Origin of the sequence: Aeromonas sp. 97A, from assembly GCF_051919185.1 — a bacterium.
GTDB lineage: Bacteria > Pseudomonadota > Gammaproteobacteria > Enterobacterales > Aeromonadaceae > Aeromonas > Aeromonas veronii.
Genome location: NZ_JBQBFF010000001.1, coordinates 2,337,951 through 2,353,864 on the forward strand (window position 1 = coordinate 2,337,951; position 15,914 = coordinate 2,353,864).

Genomic DNA, 15,914 nt, shown 5'->3' on the forward strand with positions numbered 1-15,914 from the left:
CCATACAGGACACGCACGATGAAACAGCAACGCAGCATGATCGCCAGCCTCATTGCGCTGGCCCTGCTTGGCCTCGCTCCATGCGCCGGTGCCACCAGCGGCCACTCCGGGGTGGATCTGGCCAGCATGGATAACAGCGTGCGCGCGGCGGACGATCTGTTTCGCCACGTCAACGGCAACTGGCTGGCCCAGACCCAAATCCGGATGACATGCCGGGGCAGACCATCGGCAATCTGCTGGCGGACAAGTCGCTGGAGGATCGCAAGGTGTTGCTGGAGGAGCTGCTCAAGCGCCCGCAACAGTCCGGAACCCCTCGCCAGCAGATCGCCGATCTCTACGCCAGCTATCTGGATCAGGCCGGGCGGGATGCCAAAGGGCTGACCCCCATTCAGCCGCTGCGCGACGAGATCATGGCCATCCATGATGGCACCTCGCTGGCCACCTACTTTGCCCGTGTTAACAAGCTGGGGGGCGGCGCTCCCTTTGGTATCGGGATCATGGCCGACAAGAAGCAGCCTGACAGCTACGGGATCTACCTGCAGCAATCCGGTCTCGGTCTGCCGGATCGGGAGTACTACCTGAAAGCAGATGCCGCCAGCAAGGCTCTGCGGGCCAGCTACGAGCAGTTCATTACCGCCCTGCTCAACCATGCCGGCGTCGAGGGGGCGAGCGAACAGGCCCATCGCATTCTGGCGCTGGAGACCCGGCTCGCCAGCCTGCAGTGGGACAGAGTCAACCGGCGGGATGACAACCTCACCTACAACAAACTGCCCATCGCCCGCCTCAGTCAGTTGCTGCCCACCCTGGATTGGCAACGCTACCTGACAGAGGCCGGTATCGCCGGGGAAACGGAGATCATCGTCAGTGAGCCGGACTATCTGGAGAAGCTGACCGCCGTGATGCAAGAGACCAGCATCGCGCAGTGGCAATCCTACTGCCTGTTCCATCTGCTACGCACTTATGCGCCCTATCTCGACAGCCAGAGCAATGCCCTGCACTTCGCTTTTTACGGTACGACCCTAAGCGGCATCCCTCGGCAGCGGCAGCCCTGGAAGCAGGCCATGGAGGTGCTGGATGACTATCTGGGCCAGGCGGTGGGCAAACTCTACGTGGAACGCTACTTCCCGACCGAAGCCAAGGCACAGATGGCGACCATGGTGCGCAATCTGATCGCCGCCTATCGCCAGGAGATCGGCGAGCTCGACTGGATGTCTGCCCCGACCAAACAGCAGGCGCTGGCGAAACTGGAGAAGGTACGGGTCAAGATCGGCTATCCCGACCAGTGGCAGGATTACAGCGCAATCGAGATCCGTCCCGATGATCTGGTCGGCAATGCCCAGCGCGCGGCCACGGTGCGTTACAACGAGCACCTTGCCCGCCTCCATCAACCGGTGGATCGGGAGGAGTGGTTCGACAATCCGCAGACGGTGAACGCCTACTACAACCCGAACAACAACGAGATCGTCTTCCCGGCAGCCATACTGCAACCGCCCTACTTCGATCTGAAGGCGGATGATGCGGTCAACTATGGCGCCATCGGCGCGGTCATCGGTCACGAGTTGAGCCATGGTTTCGATGATCAGGGGGCCAAATTCGATGGCAACGGTGCCTTGCACAACTGGTGGGCTCCGGCCGATCTCAAGGAGTTCACCGCCAGAGCGCAAAAACTGGCGAAACAGTACGACCGTTTCGAGCCCATCAAGGGGGAGCATGTCAACGGCCAGCTGACCCTTGGCGAGAATATCGGCGATCTCGGCGGCCTGACCATCGCCCACAAGGCGTACCGGCTCGCCCTGGGCAACCGCCAGCCAGCGGTGCTCGATGGCTTCACTGGCGAGCAGCGTTTCTTTATCGGCTGGGCGCAGGTGTGGAAAGGGAAGTACCGGCCCGAGCTCGCTGCCGTTCTGCTCAAGACAGATCCCCACTCGCCGCTGGAGTACCGGGTCAATGGCGTCGTCGCGAATATGCCGGCCTTCTATCGCGCCTTTGCCATCAAGCCGGGAGACAAGCTCTATCTGCCACCTTCCGAGCGTGTGAAGATTTGGTGACCACCAGCAGGGGCCCTGGCCCGAAAAGCTCCAGCAGATGGACCACCTCCACCTGAGCTGAAGATGACCGACACAGGGAGTGTCTGTTTTACCCAGCCTGGTTTTTCCCGACCCACATGTGCCTGACCATGTGGGTTTTTTTGACCCTTTTGCCCCGCCGCTTCTCCTCAGCCTGCCCAGCTTTCACCCGATACGGCCACGGCAAACCACCCCGCCATTTTCTCGCCTTTGCCATTGGCTGAAAAACCGGCGGCGTAACCGCCATAAATCGGTTTACCACCACACTGGTCTGACCTATGGTAAAGCATATAAAAGATGCATCGTGGAGCTGCTTTTCCTATGAATGACCGAGAACTGCAACAGATCCTGTTTCGCTCCTTCGATGTGATCCCGCTGCCTATTCTGGTGTCCGAATCCATTGCCCGTCACGATGGCTGCTCACCCGACATGATCCCGCAGCGGCGCCACCGCTTCCTGAATAAAGCCTTTATTGAGCAGCTGGGCTACAACCTTGACGATCTGCCGGACATGGCTTCCTGGTTTCAGGTCGCCTACCCGGATGAAGGGTATCGCCGCTCCATCATCGACTCCTGGCACTCCCAGGTGGAACAGAGCTTGTCGCAAGGGCTGGAGGTTGCCGAGATGCCTGCGCTGATCCGCTGCAAGAGCGGTCAGTCGCGCTGGTTTATCGTCACTGCTCAGCTGGGAGCCGATGCCATCCCGGATGGCCATATCGTCACCTTTCGCGATATCCACGACCTGCAGTGCATGGTGGAAGAGGTGAGCCGCCTCTCCTGCACCGATCCGCTTACCGAACTGACCAACCGGCGCGGCGCCCAGCAACAGCTGCAGGCCCTTTGGTTGCAGGGGGAGCCCCTCTCGGTAGTGCTGGGAGATATCGACCATTTCAAACAGGTCAATGACCGCTACGGCCATCCTGCGGGCGATGCCGCGCTCTGCGCCGTCGCCCACGCCATGGCGGGCCAGCTGTTGCCGGGGGAGAGTCTGGCCCGTTGGGGCGGGGAGGAGTTCCTGCTGATCCTGCCTGGTTGCGATATTGAACAGGCGGCACGGCGCGCCGAACAGCTGCGCCAGCATGTCAGTTCCACCCGCTTGCCATGGCAGGGGACGCAGCTATCTCTCACCATCAGTCTGGGGTGTGCCAGCATGAAGGGGCAGGAGAGCATCGACTATCTGCTGATGATGGCAGACCGGGCCCTTTATCAGGCAAAGGATCAGGGCCGTAACCGGGTTGTCATCTCGACAGAATAGAGTGGTAATCAGAACGGAAAGCCGACTCGCAGCCATAAAAAAACCGAAGCACAAGGCTTCGGTTTTTTTACTGCGCAACTGGCGTGAGCCAGCCGGGCATTACTTCTTGATACGGATAACCGGGGTCTCGCCCACAGTCACGGCACCAGTCATTTTGATCAGCTCTTTGATCTCGTCCATGTTGGAGATGACAACCGGAGTCAGGGTAGACTTGGCTTTCGCTTCCAGAACGGCCAGATCGAACTCGATAATGGTGTCGCCGCGCTTGACCTGTTGACCTTCCTGAGCGATACGCTTGAAGCCTTCGCCTTTCAGTTCAACGGTGTCGATACCGAAGTGAACGAACAGCTCGATACCGGAGTCGGATTCCAGAGAGAACGCGTGGTTGGTCTCGAAAATCTTGCCGATGGTACCATCGCACGGCGCAACCATCTTGTTGCCAGCCGGCTTGATGGCGATACCGTCACCAACGATCTTCTCGGCGAAGACAACGTCAGGCACATCTTCGATCGGCACGATTTCGCCAGACAGCGGAGCAAAGATTTCGATGCCGCCGGTGTCAGAGCTATCGTCGGAAACCAGTTTCTTCAGTTTATCAAACAGACCCATATAAAGCTCCTAGAGATGATTTGTCGCTGTTTGCAGCCGATCTTAGCAGACTGCTTTCTGCTTAATAAAGTTATCTACGCATGCTTCGATTTCAGCGGCGGTGGCAAAGCTCAGTGCTTGATCAGCCATTGCCTTCACATCTTCGAAGTTGGTGTTGCGGATAAGCTTCTTGATACGCGGTACAGAGATGGCGCTCATGGAGAACTCATCCAGACCCATACCCAGCAGCAGCAGGGTAGCGCGCTCGTCACCAGCCAGTTCACCACACATACCGGTCCACTTGCCTTCGGCGTGGGACGCATCGATAACCATCTTGATCAGGGTCAGGACGGAGGGTGACAGCGGGTTGTACATGGCGGAGATCATCTCGTTACCACGATCGACAGCCAGAGTGTACTGGGTCAGGTCGTTGGTACCGATACTGAAGAAATCCACTTCCTTGGCCAGATGATAAGCCATCACGGCAGCGGCCGGGGTCTCGATCATGATACCCACTTCGATGGATTCATCAAAGGCTTTGCCTTCGGCACGCAGTTCGGCTTTCAGCGTCTCTACGGTGGCTTTCAGGCTACGGAACTCTTCGACAGAGATGATCATCGGGAACATGATGCGCAGTTTGCCGAAGGCAGAGGCGCGCAGAATGGCCCGCAGCTGAGCGTGCATGATGTCTTCGCGGTCGAAGAAAATACGCACGGCACGCCAGCCCAGGAAGGGGTTCATCTCTTTCGGGAAATTCATGTACGGCAGCTCTTTGTCGCCGCCAATGTCCATGTACGCACGATGATCGGCTGATCCGGCATCGCTTCGGCCACTTCTTTGTAGGCTTTGAACTGCTCTTCTTCGGTCGGCAGCGCGTCACGGTCCATGAACAGGAACTCGGTACGGTACAGACCCACGCCTTCGGCGCCATTGCGGATGGCACCTTCGGTATCCTTGACGGTACCGATGTTGGCGCACACTTCGACCTGGTGACCATCCAGCGTGATGGCAGGCAGATCTTTCAGCTTGGCCAGCTCATCTTTCTCGGCCTGGAACTGAGCCTGGAACTTCTTGGCTTCGGTCAGCTGTTCAGCGGTCGGATTGATGATGATCTGGTTGTTGATCGCATCCAGCACCAGCATGTCACCGTTCTTGACGCGCTCGGTGATGTCGTTGGTGCCTACCACGGCCGGCAGCTCCAGGGAGCGGGCCATGATGGAGGTGTGAGAGGTACGGCCACCGATGTCGGTAACGAAACCCAGCACATATTTCAGGTTGATCTGAGCGGTTTCAGACGGGGTCAGGTCTTTGGCGACCAGGATCACCTCTTCGTCGATGGTGCTCAGGTTGACAACGGCGATGCCCAGTACGTTCTTGACCAGACGGGTACCGATGTCACGGAAGTCGGTAGCGCGTTCGCGCAGATAAGGGTCATCCAGCTCGGCCATCATCTTGGCGTACTGTTCGATCACCTCATAGATGGCTTTGTCAGCGGAAGCCTTGTTCTCTTTGATGAAGGATTTGATATCCCCTTCCAGCTCCTCATCTTCGAGCAGCATGATGTGGCCTTCGAAGATGGCCTCTTTTTCCTCACCGAAGGTGCGACCGGCCATCTCTTTGATGGCTTCCAGCTGGGTAGCTGACTTGGTACGAGCTTCGAGGAAACGGTTGATCTCGGCATCAATCTGGTCAGCAGAGATTTTGCCCTGATTGATAACGATTTCATCTTCTTTCAGAAGAAGCGCCTTACCGAATGCGATACCGGGGGACGCAAGAATGCCAGATATCATAATCCTTCCTATTAAAACGACTGTGGGGGAGGAATCTAAAGCTGGATTACTCCAGCTCGTCCATCAGGGCAACCAGCTTCTCAACAGCTTGCTGAGCATCCGGGCCATCAGCCTGGATAGTTACGTTGGTACCCTTGGTCAGGCCTAGGGTCTGCAGCTTGAACAGGCTCTTGGCGCTGGCGGACTTGCCACCGGAGACCACAGTGATCTCGCTTTGGAATTCTTTGGCTTCTTTCACGAACTGAGCTGCCGGACGGGTGTGCAGGCCGTTTTCAGCAGTAATAACAACAGACTTCTCGTACATGGTTTCACCCCATATTATTGATATTTTTTGGTGGATTGGTCGTTTTTGAAGCAACCTGACCCACCGTGTCAGTATGGATATGTTGTAAAGTAACGAAAGCAGACCCGCAATGGTTTAATCCAGGTCAAGTTTCTGTGCAGTAATCGGCGCGCTGGTTGGCAATTTTCAGTTATTGGGCTACAAGCCGCATCAGGACTGGCCTGAAATTATTTTATAACGAAAAATAACACTTTGTTACTTTGTGATACCCAGCCAGCAAACACCGCGTGACGCCGCACAGGATATGAGATTTAGAGCGGAATGTCTGCTTTTTTTCTCACTCCGGAACTTGTTATTTTACCCCAAAAAATAAGGATCAAGTGACACTAACAGGGGTTGAGTCTAGCCCATAAAGAAGCGGCGCTCCTGGGAGCGCCGCTGTTTTGAAAGATTCCGATCAGTTACTGCTGCAGCTCCTGCTCGCTGAACACCCCGGCAAACAGGGCGCTGGAGAGGTAACGCTCCGCCGCGCTCGGCAGGATGACCACTATGGTTTTGCCCGCAAATTCCGGCAGCTCGGCCAGACGGCTGGCAGCCACCACCGCAGCACCGGAGCTGATACCGGCCAGGATCCCCTCCTCCTCCATCAGGCGGCGAGCCATCTCGATGGCTTCATCGCTGGTCACCTTCTCCACCCGGTCGATGAGGGAGAGGTCCAGGTTGCCCGGAATGAAACCGGCGCCGATCCCCTGGATCTTGTGGGGGCCCGGTTTGATCTCTTCCCCGGCCAGCTTCTGGCTGATGACCGGCGACTCGGCCGGTTCGACCGCGACAGAGACCACCGCCTTGCCTTTAGTCTGCTTCAGATAGCGGGAAACCCCGGTAATGGTGCCGCCGGTACCGACCCCGGCCACGAACACATCCACTTCGCCGTCAGTGGCATCCCAAATCTCGGGGCCTGTGGTCTTTTCGTGGATCTCCGGGTTGGCCGGGTTTTCAAACTGTTGCAGCAACACATACTTGCCCGGCTCGGACTCGAGGATCTCGTTGGCCTTGGCAATGGCCCCCTTCATGCCGAGGGGCCCTTCGGTCAGCACCAGATTGGCACCGAGCGCCTTGAGCAACTTGCGGCGCTCCAGGCTCATGGTGGCCGGCATGGTCAGGGTGATGGGATAGCCGCGAGCTGCCGCGACAAAGGCCAGAGCAATACCCGTGTTGCCGCTGGTGGGCTCGATGATCTCCTTACCCTTGGTCAGGATACCGCGCTTCTCGGCATCCCAGATCAGGTTGGCACCGATGCGGCACTTGACACTGAAGCTGGGGTTGCGGCTCTCGATCTTGGCCAGCACGCGGCCTTTGGTAACACGGTTGAGACGAACCAGCGGGGTGTGACCGATAGTCTGGCTGTTGTCCTCAAAAATTTTGCTCATGGTGCTATCCCTGTGTTTGTTACGACGATGAAACAAGATTACCCTGTGGTTTCTGAATGAGAAGTGACTATTCGTTATAACCATATGGTATTACAACATATAGAGCTTATTCTCTCTGGCTCCTGACTCCGGGAGCCAATCGTCAAAGGAACCGACGTTATGGGATTTTCAGGAAGCAGCCAGTATCTCGCCTCCGATGCATTGAAGATGGCGGTCAATGCCGCCATCACCCTCGAAAAACCGCTGCTGATCAAAGGGGAGCCGGGCACCGGCAAGACGGTACTGGCAGAAGCGGTCGCCGACCATCTCGGCACAGACCTCATTGCCTGGCATATCAAGTCCACCACCAAGGCCCAGCAGGGACTCTACGAATATGATGCGGTGGCCCGGCTGCGCGACTCCCAGCTCGGCGATCCCAGAGTGGCCGATATCAGCCACTACATTCGTCAAGGCAAGTTGTGGCAGGCCTTCAGCGCCGAGCAGCGACCTGTGCTGCTGATCGACGAGATCGACAAAGCCGACATCGAATTCCCCAACGATCTGCTGCTGGAGCTGGATCGGATGGAGTTCGACGTCTACGAGACCGGCGAGCGAGTCAGGGCGCGCCAGCGGCCGGTGGTTATCATCACCTCCAACAACGAAAAAGAGCTGCCGGATGCCTTCCTGCGCCGCTGTTTCTTCCACTACATCCGCTTCCCCGACAAGGCCGAGATGCAGGCCATCGTCAAGCTCCACTACCCCGACCTCAAGGAGAGCCTGCTTGGCGAGGCAATGGATCTCTTCTTCGAGTTGCGCGAGGTAGAGGGACTGCGCAAGAAACCCTCCACCTCGGAGCTGCTGGACTGGATCCGTCTGCTCTTGGCCGACGATATCGCCCCCGAGGCAATGCGTGCCCGCGAGCCGGGCAAGCTGGTGCCCGCGCTATATGGTGCCCTGCTCAAGACCGAGCAGGATCTGCATCTCTTCGAGAAGCTCGCCTTTCTGGCCCGGCGCGGCAGCTGACCCATGCTGATCGACTTTTTTACCCACCTGCGCCGCCACAAGCTGCCGTGCAGCCTGCGTGAGCTGCTGGACTTGCACGCCGCACTGGCTGCCCGGCTGGTCGCTGTCGATATGGACGAGTTCTACCAGCTCTCCCGCTGCCTGCTGGTAAAAGACGAGGCCCACTACGATCGCTTCGATCGCGCCTTCGCCGAATACTATGAGGGGCTGGACGCCATCCCCCTGCTGCCGGAAAGCCTGCCCGAGGAGTGGTTGCGCAAGGAGTTCGAGCGACTGTTGAGCCCAGAGGAGAAGGCGCTGCTCAAATCCCTCGGCGGACTCGACAAGCTGCTGGAGACCCTTAACCAACGGCTGAACGAGCAGAAAGAGCGCCACGCCGGTGGCAACAAGTGGGTGGGAACCGGTGGCAGCAGCCCGTTTGGCCACGGCGGTTTTCACCCCGAGGGGGTGCGCATGGGGGGAGAGGGGCAGCACGGCAAGGCGGCCAAGGTGTGGGAGGCCCGTCACTATCGCAACTTCAGCGACGACTCACCGCTCGGCCAGCGTGCCATTCAGCTGGCGCTGCGCAAACTCAGGCGCTGGGTGCGCAAGGGCAACCCGGACGAGCTGGATCTCGACGACACCATAAAAAGCTCTGCCCGCCAAGGGTGGCTCGATGTGAAGCTGCGACCCGAGCGCCACAACGGGGTGAAGCTATTGGTCTTTTTCGATGTGGGAGGCTCCATGGATGCCCACGTGGCCGAGGTGCAGCGCCTCTTCTCCGCGCTGCGCCACGAGTTCAAGCATCTGGAGTACTTCTATTTTCACAACTGCCTCTACGACTTCGTCTGGAAGGATAACGCCCGCCGCTTTGAGGAGCGGTTCGACACCCTGCGGCTGCTGCGCACCTATGGCAGCGACTACCGGGTGATCCTGGTGGGGGATGCCACCATGGGCCCCTACGAGATCACTTGGCCGGGCGGCAGTGTCGAGCAGTGGAACGAGGAGTCGGGTCAGGTGTGGCTTACCCGATTGCAGCAGCACTTTCCCAAACTGGTGTGGATCAATCCCACCCCGCGGCGGGAGTGGCTCTGGCATCCCTCCATCAAACTGATGAATGACGTGGTTGGCGGGCGGATGCATCCGCTGACCCTGGCGGGTCTCGCTGCGGCGATCGACCAGCTGTAACCCTCTCACCCCTATAAACCGACAAGCCGGGAACGCACCCGGCGAGGAGCAAAGATGACCTCTATCGTGATCAGTGGCTCAGGCCTCTATACCCCCCCCTTTGCCGTCAGCAATGAAGAGCTGGTGGCCGCCTTCAACCAGTATGTGGATCTCTACAACGAGGAGAACGCCTCCGCCATCGACGCTGGCCAGCTCCCTGCCAAGCAGCACTCCAGCTGCGAGTTCATCGAGAAGGCCTCCGGCATCAAGAGCCGTTATCTGGTGAGCCGCGAGGGGGTGCTCAACCCCGACATCATGCAGCCGCTGCTGGCGGAGCGGCCCGATGAGATGCCCTCCATCATGGTGGAGATGGCGGTGGCCGCCGCCGAACAGGCGCTGATCGCCGCCGGCCGCGAGCCGGGGGAGATCGACCTGGTCATCGTCGCCGCCTCCAACATGCCACGCCCCTATCCAGCGCTGGCCATCGAGCTGCAGCACTATCTGGGGGCGAGCGGCATGGCCTTTGACATGAACGTGGCCTGCTCATCTGCCACCTTCGGCATCAAGACAGCCGCCGACATGCTGGCGGCAGGCAGCGCCAAACTGGCGCTGGTGGTCAATCCGGAGATCTGCTCGGGCCACCTCAATTTCCGGGACAGAGACAGTCACTTTATCTTCGGCGATGCCTGCACCGCTGTGCTGCTGGAGCGGGAGGCCGATTGCAAGATGGCCAATCCGTGGCAATTGGTGGCCAGCAAGCTGGTGACCCAATACTCCAACAACATCCGCAACAACTTCGGCTTTCTGAACCGGCTGAGCCCGCGTACCCGCTACAGCGACGACAAGTTGTTTCGCCAGCAGGGGCGCAAGGTGTTCAAGGAGGTATTGCCGCTGGTGTGCGACCAGATTGCCAACCAGCTCGATGAGCAAGGCTGGCCCGCCGAGAGCCTGAACCGGCTCTGGCTCCATCAGGCCAACCTCACCATGAACCAGTTCATCGGTCGCAAGCTGCTCGGCCACGATGCCAGCCAGCAGGAGGCGCCGGTCATTCTTGATAGCTATGGTAATACCAGCTCGGCGGGTTCCATCATCGCGTTTCATCTGTACAATCGCGACCTTCCTTCGGGGGCTCGCGGCGTACTGTGCTCCTTTGGTGCAGGTTACTCCATCGGTAGCTTGCTGCTACGGCGCCTGTAATGGCGGGCCTCCCGCCGACATAACAATAACCAGCAACATGGGTGGGAATATGCAGAGGATCACGGGGCGCTGCGCCCTGCACTACGGGGTAACCCTGTCACTATTTTGTCTCTATGGCTGGCAGGTTTGCCCGTTTCTCGAGAGTCTCACCCTGCCCCAGTTGCTGGGGCCAACCCTGGTGACCTTCGCCATCATGTTCGCCGTGCGCAATTGGCTGCTCTCAAGGCGGCCCCTGCCGCGCAACGGGCTGGACGGGTTTGGACTGGAGGTCGGTTTCTACCTGCTGGGAGCACTGCTGCTCTCGGGCTACAACGCCCTGGCCCACGACTTTCCGCTGGAGAGTCACCTCAAGGTGCTGCTGGGGATGACCACCCTCGGCTTTCTGGTGGCGGCCGATCTGACCCTGGAGCGGGATTGGAATCGGGCCAGAACACGGCAAGCCGAGCAGAGCCTGACACTGAGCCACCCGCTGGCCATGCCGATGCCACGCAAGTTCACCCTCTTTACCCTGGCGACCCTCACCCTGCTGGGAGGCGTCTTCTTCTTGCTGTTCAACAAGGATCTGGAGTGGCTGGTGACGGTGGAGCGCAGCCTGCCGAGGGTCGATGCCCAGCACTACATCCTGTGGGAGATCGCCTTCGTGATGACGGTGACCTTCTGTTATCTCACCCTCATTATTCACGGTTATGGTCGTAATCTCGGCCTATCCCTGCGCCAGCAGACCAGCACCATGGCCAGAGTACAGTGCGGTGACTTCGACGCCCGGGTGCCGGTCACCCGGGATGACGAGTTCGGTCTTATCGCCGCCAGCACCAATCAGATGATCGGCGAGCTGAAATCCCGCAGTGACGAGCTCAACCTGACCCGCGATGTGGCCATCCTCGGCCTCGCCTCGCTGGCAGAGACCCGTGACAACGAGACCGGCGCCCATATCATCCGCACCCAGCACTATGTGAAGGCGCTGGCGCAATACCTCAGTCGCAGCGATTGGGATCGCTATCCGCTCGATGACGCCACCATCGACCTGCTGTTCAAGTCGGCCCCTCTGCACGATGTGGGCAAGGTGGGCATTCCAGACGCCATCCTGCTCAAACCGGGCAAGCTGACCGACGAGGAGTTCGCCATCATGAAGCGCCACCCGCAGATCGGCGCCGATGCGCTGGCGAGTGCCGAGGCGCAGCTGGGCTCCAACTCCTTCTTGCGGCTGGCCCGGGAGATCTCCCTCACCCACCACGAAAAGTGGGATGGCAGCGGCTATCCGGCTGGGCTGGCGGGTGAGGACATTCCCCTCTCCGGGCGTTTGATGGCGGTAGCGGATGTCTACGATGCCCTCATCTCGAAACGGGTCTACAAACCTGCTTTCAGCCATGAGGAAGCGAAGGAGATCATCGTGAAGGGGAGCGGCAGCCATTTTGATCCCGGCATCGTCGCGGCGTTTCTCACCTGTGAGGCGCAGTTCAGGGAGATTGCCGCGCAGTTTCAGGATCACCACTGAGCAAGTACATCCCGACCAGCTTGCCCTGATGGCTGACAGGGCAACCGGCGTCATAAATTGCACACAAACAGGTCCGATTATTGCCGGTTCAGCGCCATGCTGACGGTATTTGCCAGGCCGCGCCTATATTGATATTTCCCTTTATTTACAGCTGTTTTTTGTCATTTTGTGATCCGGATTCGTGCCAATGACGCAACCGGGATCACAAGATGGCAGGAAAAGGCCGCAATTTGCCCTTCGGCGCCAATGATGGCTTCCAATGAAAGCGAGGTTTGCTATCATCCGGAGACATTTTTCATCTGTCGCCGGCTACAAAAGAATACCCTCATGTACACACAGTTCTTCGGCCTCTCGGAACACCCGTTTTCCATCTCGCCCAATCCCAAGTACCTCTATATGAGCGAGCGCCACGGCGAAGCCCTTGCTCATCTCAACTATGGATTGCAGGATGGCGGCGGCTTTGTGCTGCTGACCGGCGAAGTGGGCACCGGCAAAACCACCGTCTCCCGCTGCCTGCTGCAACAGCTGCCCGCCGAGACCGAGATCGCCTATATCCTCAACCCCTCTCTGACCGAACGGGATCTGCTGGCTGCCATCTGCGACGAGTTTCAACTCACCTATCCCGAAGATGCCGGGATCAAGCGGCTGTTCGACCTTATTCGCGATCACCTGCTGGCCAACCTGGCGGCAGGCAAGCGCAGCGTGGTACTGGTGGATGAGGCGCAGCATCTGCTGCCCGGCGTACTGGAGCAGCTGCGCCTGCTCACCAACCTCGAAACCGACGAACGAAAACTGCTGCAGGTGGTGCTGATCGGTCAGCCCGAGCTGCAACAGATGCTGCGCCAACCCCTGCTGCGTCAGCTGGCCCAGCGCATTACCGCCCGCTATCACCTGCTGCCGCTCTCCCACAGCGATGTGGATGCCTACGTCCGCTTCCGGCTGCAAGTTGCAGGCTGCGTACAACCCATCTTCACCCCGCGCGCCATCAAGACGCTTCATCGCCTGAGTGGCGGCATCCCCCGTTTCATCAACCTCATCTGCGACCGCGCCCTGATCGCTGCTTTCGCCCGTGGCAGCTACAAGATTGTCCACAGCGATATCAGCCAGGCCGCCTTCGAGGTCAATGGCGTTCGGGACGAAGGGAGCTGGGCCTCCGGTCTGATGGTGACGCTGGCGGGCGCCCTGCTGGTGGCCGCAGGCTGGTGGGGCTGGCAATTTTTCGGCGTGTTCCCCACCCGTCCGGTAGTCAAGGTCGAGGTGCCGGTCACCATCGACGAGACCGCCGAGCAGCAGGAGCAGCTGACCGAGGCGATCAATCAGGCCATCGACCCCGACAGCGCCATGCAGAATCTCTATCGGGTCTGGGGTTATGAACCGGAACCGTTCGAGGCAACCTGTGACAATGCGCCCCGTGCCGGTCTGCGCTGTCAGGAGGGAGAGGCAAGCCTCGACGAGCTGCGCGCCCTGCAGTATCCCGCCATGATCACGCTCACTGACCAGACTGGCGGCCTCTACTATGCGACCCTGGTCAATCTGGGGCCGAACAAGGCCAGCCTGATGATCGGTGACCAAAGCTGGCAGGTGGATCGCCAGTGGCTCAGCGACAACTGGGGCGGCAGCTACACCCTGCTCTGGCGTATGCCGAAAGGGGGGGTGAGCCTGATCGCCAGCAATGCCGGTCAGACCCAGATCCAGTGGCTCGACAACGCCCTGAGCCGTGCGCTGCAACAACCCGAACGCAAGGTGCGCCGCTTCGATGGCGAGCTCAAGAACAAGCTGCAGCAGTTCCAGCGGGATCAGGGGCTGACCCCTGATGGCATCGCGGGCAGCAACACCCTGCTGCGTCTCAACGCCCTCTCCGGTGAACCCATGCCCAGACTGGAGGAGGCCTCCTGATGTCTACCCTGCTCAAGGCGCTGCGCCGTGCGCAGCAACCGCAACTCTCCGCCCATATTCCGGCTATGGGCTTGCCCATGCCCCGGGAAGAGGAGCGCAGCCCACGCCGCATCGGCTGGCTGCTGGCTCCCCTTGCCCTGTTGCTGGGGGCGGGCGCCAACTATGGCTGGCATCTGCTCCACCTGCGCCCCATCGAGGAGAAGGTGGAGGTGAAAGAGGTGATCACTCCACCCTTCGTGCGGGTCGAACCCAAGGCGATGGTGACCCGTCCGCTGCCCCCGCCCCTGCCGGAGCCGGTGGTCCAACCCAGAGCAGTGGCCAAAAACGAGGGGACCAGTCAGGGGAATACCCCCGCGCTGAGTCTGGCCGAGCAGCTGATGAAAGCCCTCAATGAGACCCCATTGCAGGAGACGCCACACGCCACCGGCCAGAACGTGCAACCGGCCCAGTTGATGGCGCTGGGCTCGGCGCCCCAGTCGGTGCGCCAGCAGGTACCGCAGCTGAGCTACGGCTCTCATGTGTTCTCCTCCAACCCCGCCAAGCGCGCCGTGGTGCTCAATGGCCGGGAATACCGGGAAGGGAGCGAAATCGCCCCGGGGGTCGTGCTCGCTACCATCGACCAGCAATACATAGTGCTGCAGGTCGCCGGACAGAGCGTGACCCTCAAGGCACTGCAGGATTGGCGAGGATGAGTACGCACCGTACCCTGATGTTCGCTGGCAAGCAGCGATACACCTCACCTGAGTGCCACTTTTGTGAGCATTCAAAGGTTTACGGTGTGATGAAATATCCATTTTTACGGTTTGGCGCGCCCCGACCCGTTGTGTCACAGCACTCCGCCGTACACAATACGCAGCCGCCCCAGAGCCTGGAATTTGTTGATTAATATGACGCTACGATTCAGGGATGACATCTTGACCATGCTGCTGGCCCAGTGCCGGCGGCTTCCCATGACCAGAGTCACCCAGGTGGCCTTTCTGGCGCTACTGATCATGCTGGCCCAGCAGAGCGCCGCCCTCACCTGGCGTCTGCTCACCCTGGCAAGTCCGCAAACCAGCCAACCGTGGCAACCCTCCGCCGTGGCGGTCAACGGCCAGAGCAACCCGCGCCTTGAACTGGGTGAGGTGAGCCGACTGGCGCTGTTTGGCAAGGCGATCCCCAAGGCGCAGGCCAAAGCCGCCGTGGCCGCCAATGCGCCGCGTACCCAGCTCAATGCCCAGCTCAACGGAGTGTTGGCCAGCTCGGATCCCGCCAAATCCATCGCCATCATCGCCATGTCCGGCATCCAGAACTCCTACGGGGTCGGTGACATGATTGACGGCACCCAGGCGCGGATCCGGCAGGTCTATCCGGATCGGGTGATCATCGAGCGGGATGGCCGCGACGAGACCCTGATGCTGGATGGCGAGGAGTATGGCAAGCCGCTGCCGCAGACCAACGCCGCCCCCCTTGGCTCCCTGCGCAGCGAGCTGATGGCCGATCCGGGCAAGATCACCGATTACCTCAATATTTCACCGGTTCAGGTGGATGGCCGCATGACCGGTTATCGCCTTAATCCGGGCAGCAATCCTGAGTTTTTCAACCAGAGCGGGCTGCAGGCCAATGACCTAGCCATCAGCATCAACGGGCTGGATTTACGGGACAACATGCAAGCCATGCAGGCGATGCAGCAGATGGCTGGCGCAACGGAAATGACAGTGACCGTCGAGCGACAGGGCGAACAGTTCGACATCTATGTGCGCTTGTCAGAATAATGATTTGGAGTCG

11 protein-coding genes and 2 pseudogenes are annotated in these 15,914 nt (G+C 59.6%); 9 read left to right on the top strand and 4 right to left on the bottom strand.

The window, feature by feature from the left end; translation table 11 throughout:
* The first annotated feature begins 18 nt into the window (after window positions 1-18).
* Together ACTG27_RS10360 and ACTG27_RS10365 are read left to right on the top strand one after the other, a co-directional pair.
* Window positions 19-2,048 (top strand): annotated as a pseudogene (locus ACTG27_RS10360) (M13 family metallopeptidase).
* A gap of 339 nt (window positions 2,049-2,387) precedes the next feature.
* Complete coding sequence (locus ACTG27_RS10365) at window positions 2,388-3,320, top strand: GGDEF domain-containing protein (RefSeq protein WP_439979627.1); 933 nt, start codon at window positions 2,388-2,390, stop codon at window positions 3,318-3,320.
* Between the two features lie 99 nt (window positions 3,321-3,419).
* On the opposite strand, the gene crr is transcribed toward ACTG27_RS10365, so the two are convergent.
* The 4 genes and pseudogenes from crr to cysK all read right to left on the bottom strand — a co-directional run bounded on the left by crr (window position 3,420) and on the right by cysK (window position 7,411).
* Complete coding sequence (gene crr, locus ACTG27_RS10370; RefSeq protein WP_005338264.1) at window positions 3,420-3,929, bottom strand: PTS glucose transporter subunit IIA; 510 nt, start codon at window positions 3,927-3,929, stop codon at window positions 3,420-3,422.
* 42 nt (window positions 3,930-3,971) lie between these two features.
* Window positions 3,972-5,698 (bottom strand): annotated as a pseudogene (gene ptsI / locus ACTG27_RS10375) (phosphoenolpyruvate-protein phosphotransferase PtsI).
* Between the two features lie 46 nt (window positions 5,699-5,744).
* Window positions 5,745-6,002 carry an HPr family phosphocarrier protein gene (locus tag ACTG27_RS10380; RefSeq protein ID WP_005338266.1) on the bottom strand — a complete coding sequence of 86 codons (258 nt, stop codon included), beginning with the start codon at window positions 6,000-6,002 and terminating at the stop codon, window positions 5,745-5,747.
* 440 nt (window positions 6,003-6,442) lie between these two features.
* A complete protein-coding gene (gene cysK / locus ACTG27_RS10385) occupies window positions 6,443-7,411 on the bottom strand; it encodes a cysteine synthase A (RefSeq protein WP_005338267.1) in 969 nt (322 codons plus the stop codon).
* A gap of 159 nt (window positions 7,412-7,570) precedes the next feature.
* Between cysK and ACTG27_RS10390 the strand changes: the two genes are divergently transcribed.
* The 7 genes from ACTG27_RS10390 to exeC all read left to right on the top strand — a co-directional run bounded on the left by ACTG27_RS10390 (window position 7,571) and on the right by exeC (window position 15,901).
* Window positions 7,571-8,413 (top strand): AAA family ATPase, encoded by an 843-nt coding sequence (locus tag ACTG27_RS10390; protein WP_100654238.1) that lies wholly within the window; start codon window positions 7,571-7,573, stop codon window positions 8,411-8,413.
* A gap of 3 nt (window positions 8,414-8,416) precedes the next feature.
* Window positions 8,417-9,580 carry a vWA domain-containing protein gene (locus ACTG27_RS10395; protein ID WP_139429280.1) on the top strand — a complete coding sequence of 388 codons (1,164 nt, stop codon included), beginning with the start codon at window positions 8,417-8,419 and terminating at the stop codon, window positions 9,578-9,580.
* 54 nt (window positions 9,581-9,634) lie between these two features.
* Window positions 9,635-10,756 (top strand): beta-ketoacyl-ACP synthase III, encoded by a 1,122-nt coding sequence (locus ACTG27_RS10400; protein WP_439979628.1) that lies wholly within the window; start codon window positions 9,635-9,637, stop codon window positions 10,754-10,756.
* Window positions 10,757-10,805: 49 nt separating this feature from the next.
* On the top strand, window positions 10,806-12,251 hold the full coding sequence (locus tag ACTG27_RS10405; RefSeq protein WP_439979629.1) for an HD domain-containing phosphohydrolase: 1,446 nt from the start codon (window positions 10,806-10,808) through the stop codon (window positions 12,249-12,251).
* Between the two features lie 327 nt (window positions 12,252-12,578).
* On the top strand, window positions 12,579-14,147 hold the full coding sequence (locus ACTG27_RS10410) for an ExeA family protein (RefSeq protein WP_124929933.1): 1,569 nt from the start codon (window positions 12,579-12,581) through the stop codon (window positions 14,145-14,147).
* Window positions 14,147-14,839: a GspB family T2SS assembly factor variant ExeB gene (exeB, locus tag ACTG27_RS10415; protein WP_439979630.1), complete on the top strand. Its 693-nt coding sequence runs from the start codon at window positions 14,147-14,149 to the stop codon at window positions 14,837-14,839. Before ACTG27_RS10410 ends, exeB begins: the two co-directional genes overlap by 1 nt.
* Before the next feature lie 228 nt (window positions 14,840-15,067).
* Window positions 15,068-15,901 carry a GspC family type II secretion system variant ExeC gene (exeC, locus tag ACTG27_RS10420; protein WP_005359021.1) on the top strand — a complete coding sequence of 278 codons (834 nt, stop codon included), beginning with the start codon at window positions 15,068-15,070 and terminating at the stop codon, window positions 15,899-15,901.
* Window positions 15,902-15,914: the final 13 nt, after the last annotated feature.

Excerpts from the sequence above, each read along its gene's own strand:
- ACTG27_RS10365 (WP_439979627.1), top strand. The coding sequence starts at position 2,388 with ATGAATGACCGAGAACTGCAACAGATCCTGTTTCGCTCCTTCGATGTG.
- crr (WP_005338264.1), bottom strand. The coding sequence starts at position 3,929 with ATGGGTCTGTTTGATAAACTGAAGAAACTGGTTTCCGACGATAGCTCT.
- ACTG27_RS10380 (WP_005338266.1), bottom strand. The coding sequence starts at position 6,002 with ATGTACGAGAAGTCTGTTGTTATTACTGCTGAAAACGGCCTGCACACC.
- cysK (WP_005338267.1), bottom strand. The coding sequence starts at position 7,411 with ATGAGCAAAATTTTTGAGGACAACAGCCAGACTATCGGTCACACCCCG.
- ACTG27_RS10390 (WP_100654238.1), top strand. The coding sequence starts at position 7,571 with ATGGGATTTTCAGGAAGCAGCCAGTATCTCGCCTCCGATGCATTGAAG.
- ACTG27_RS10395 (WP_139429280.1), top strand. The coding sequence starts at position 8,417 with ATGCTGATCGACTTTTTTACCCACCTGCGCCGCCACAAGCTGCCGTGC.
- ACTG27_RS10400 (WP_439979628.1), top strand. The coding sequence starts at position 9,635 with ATGACCTCTATCGTGATCAGTGGCTCAGGCCTCTATACCCCCCCCTTT.
- ACTG27_RS10405 (WP_439979629.1), top strand. The coding sequence starts at position 10,806 with ATGCAGAGGATCACGGGGCGCTGCGCCCTGCACTACGGGGTAACCCTG.
- ACTG27_RS10410 (WP_124929933.1), top strand. The coding sequence starts at position 12,579 with ATGTACACACAGTTCTTCGGCCTCTCGGAACACCCGTTTTCCATCTCG.
- exeB (WP_439979630.1), top strand. The coding sequence starts at position 14,147 with ATGTCTACCCTGCTCAAGGCGCTGCGCCGTGCGCAGCAACCGCAACTC.
- exeC (WP_005359021.1), top strand. The coding sequence starts at position 15,068 with ATGCTGCTGGCCCAGTGCCGGCGGCTTCCCATGACCAGAGTCACCCAG.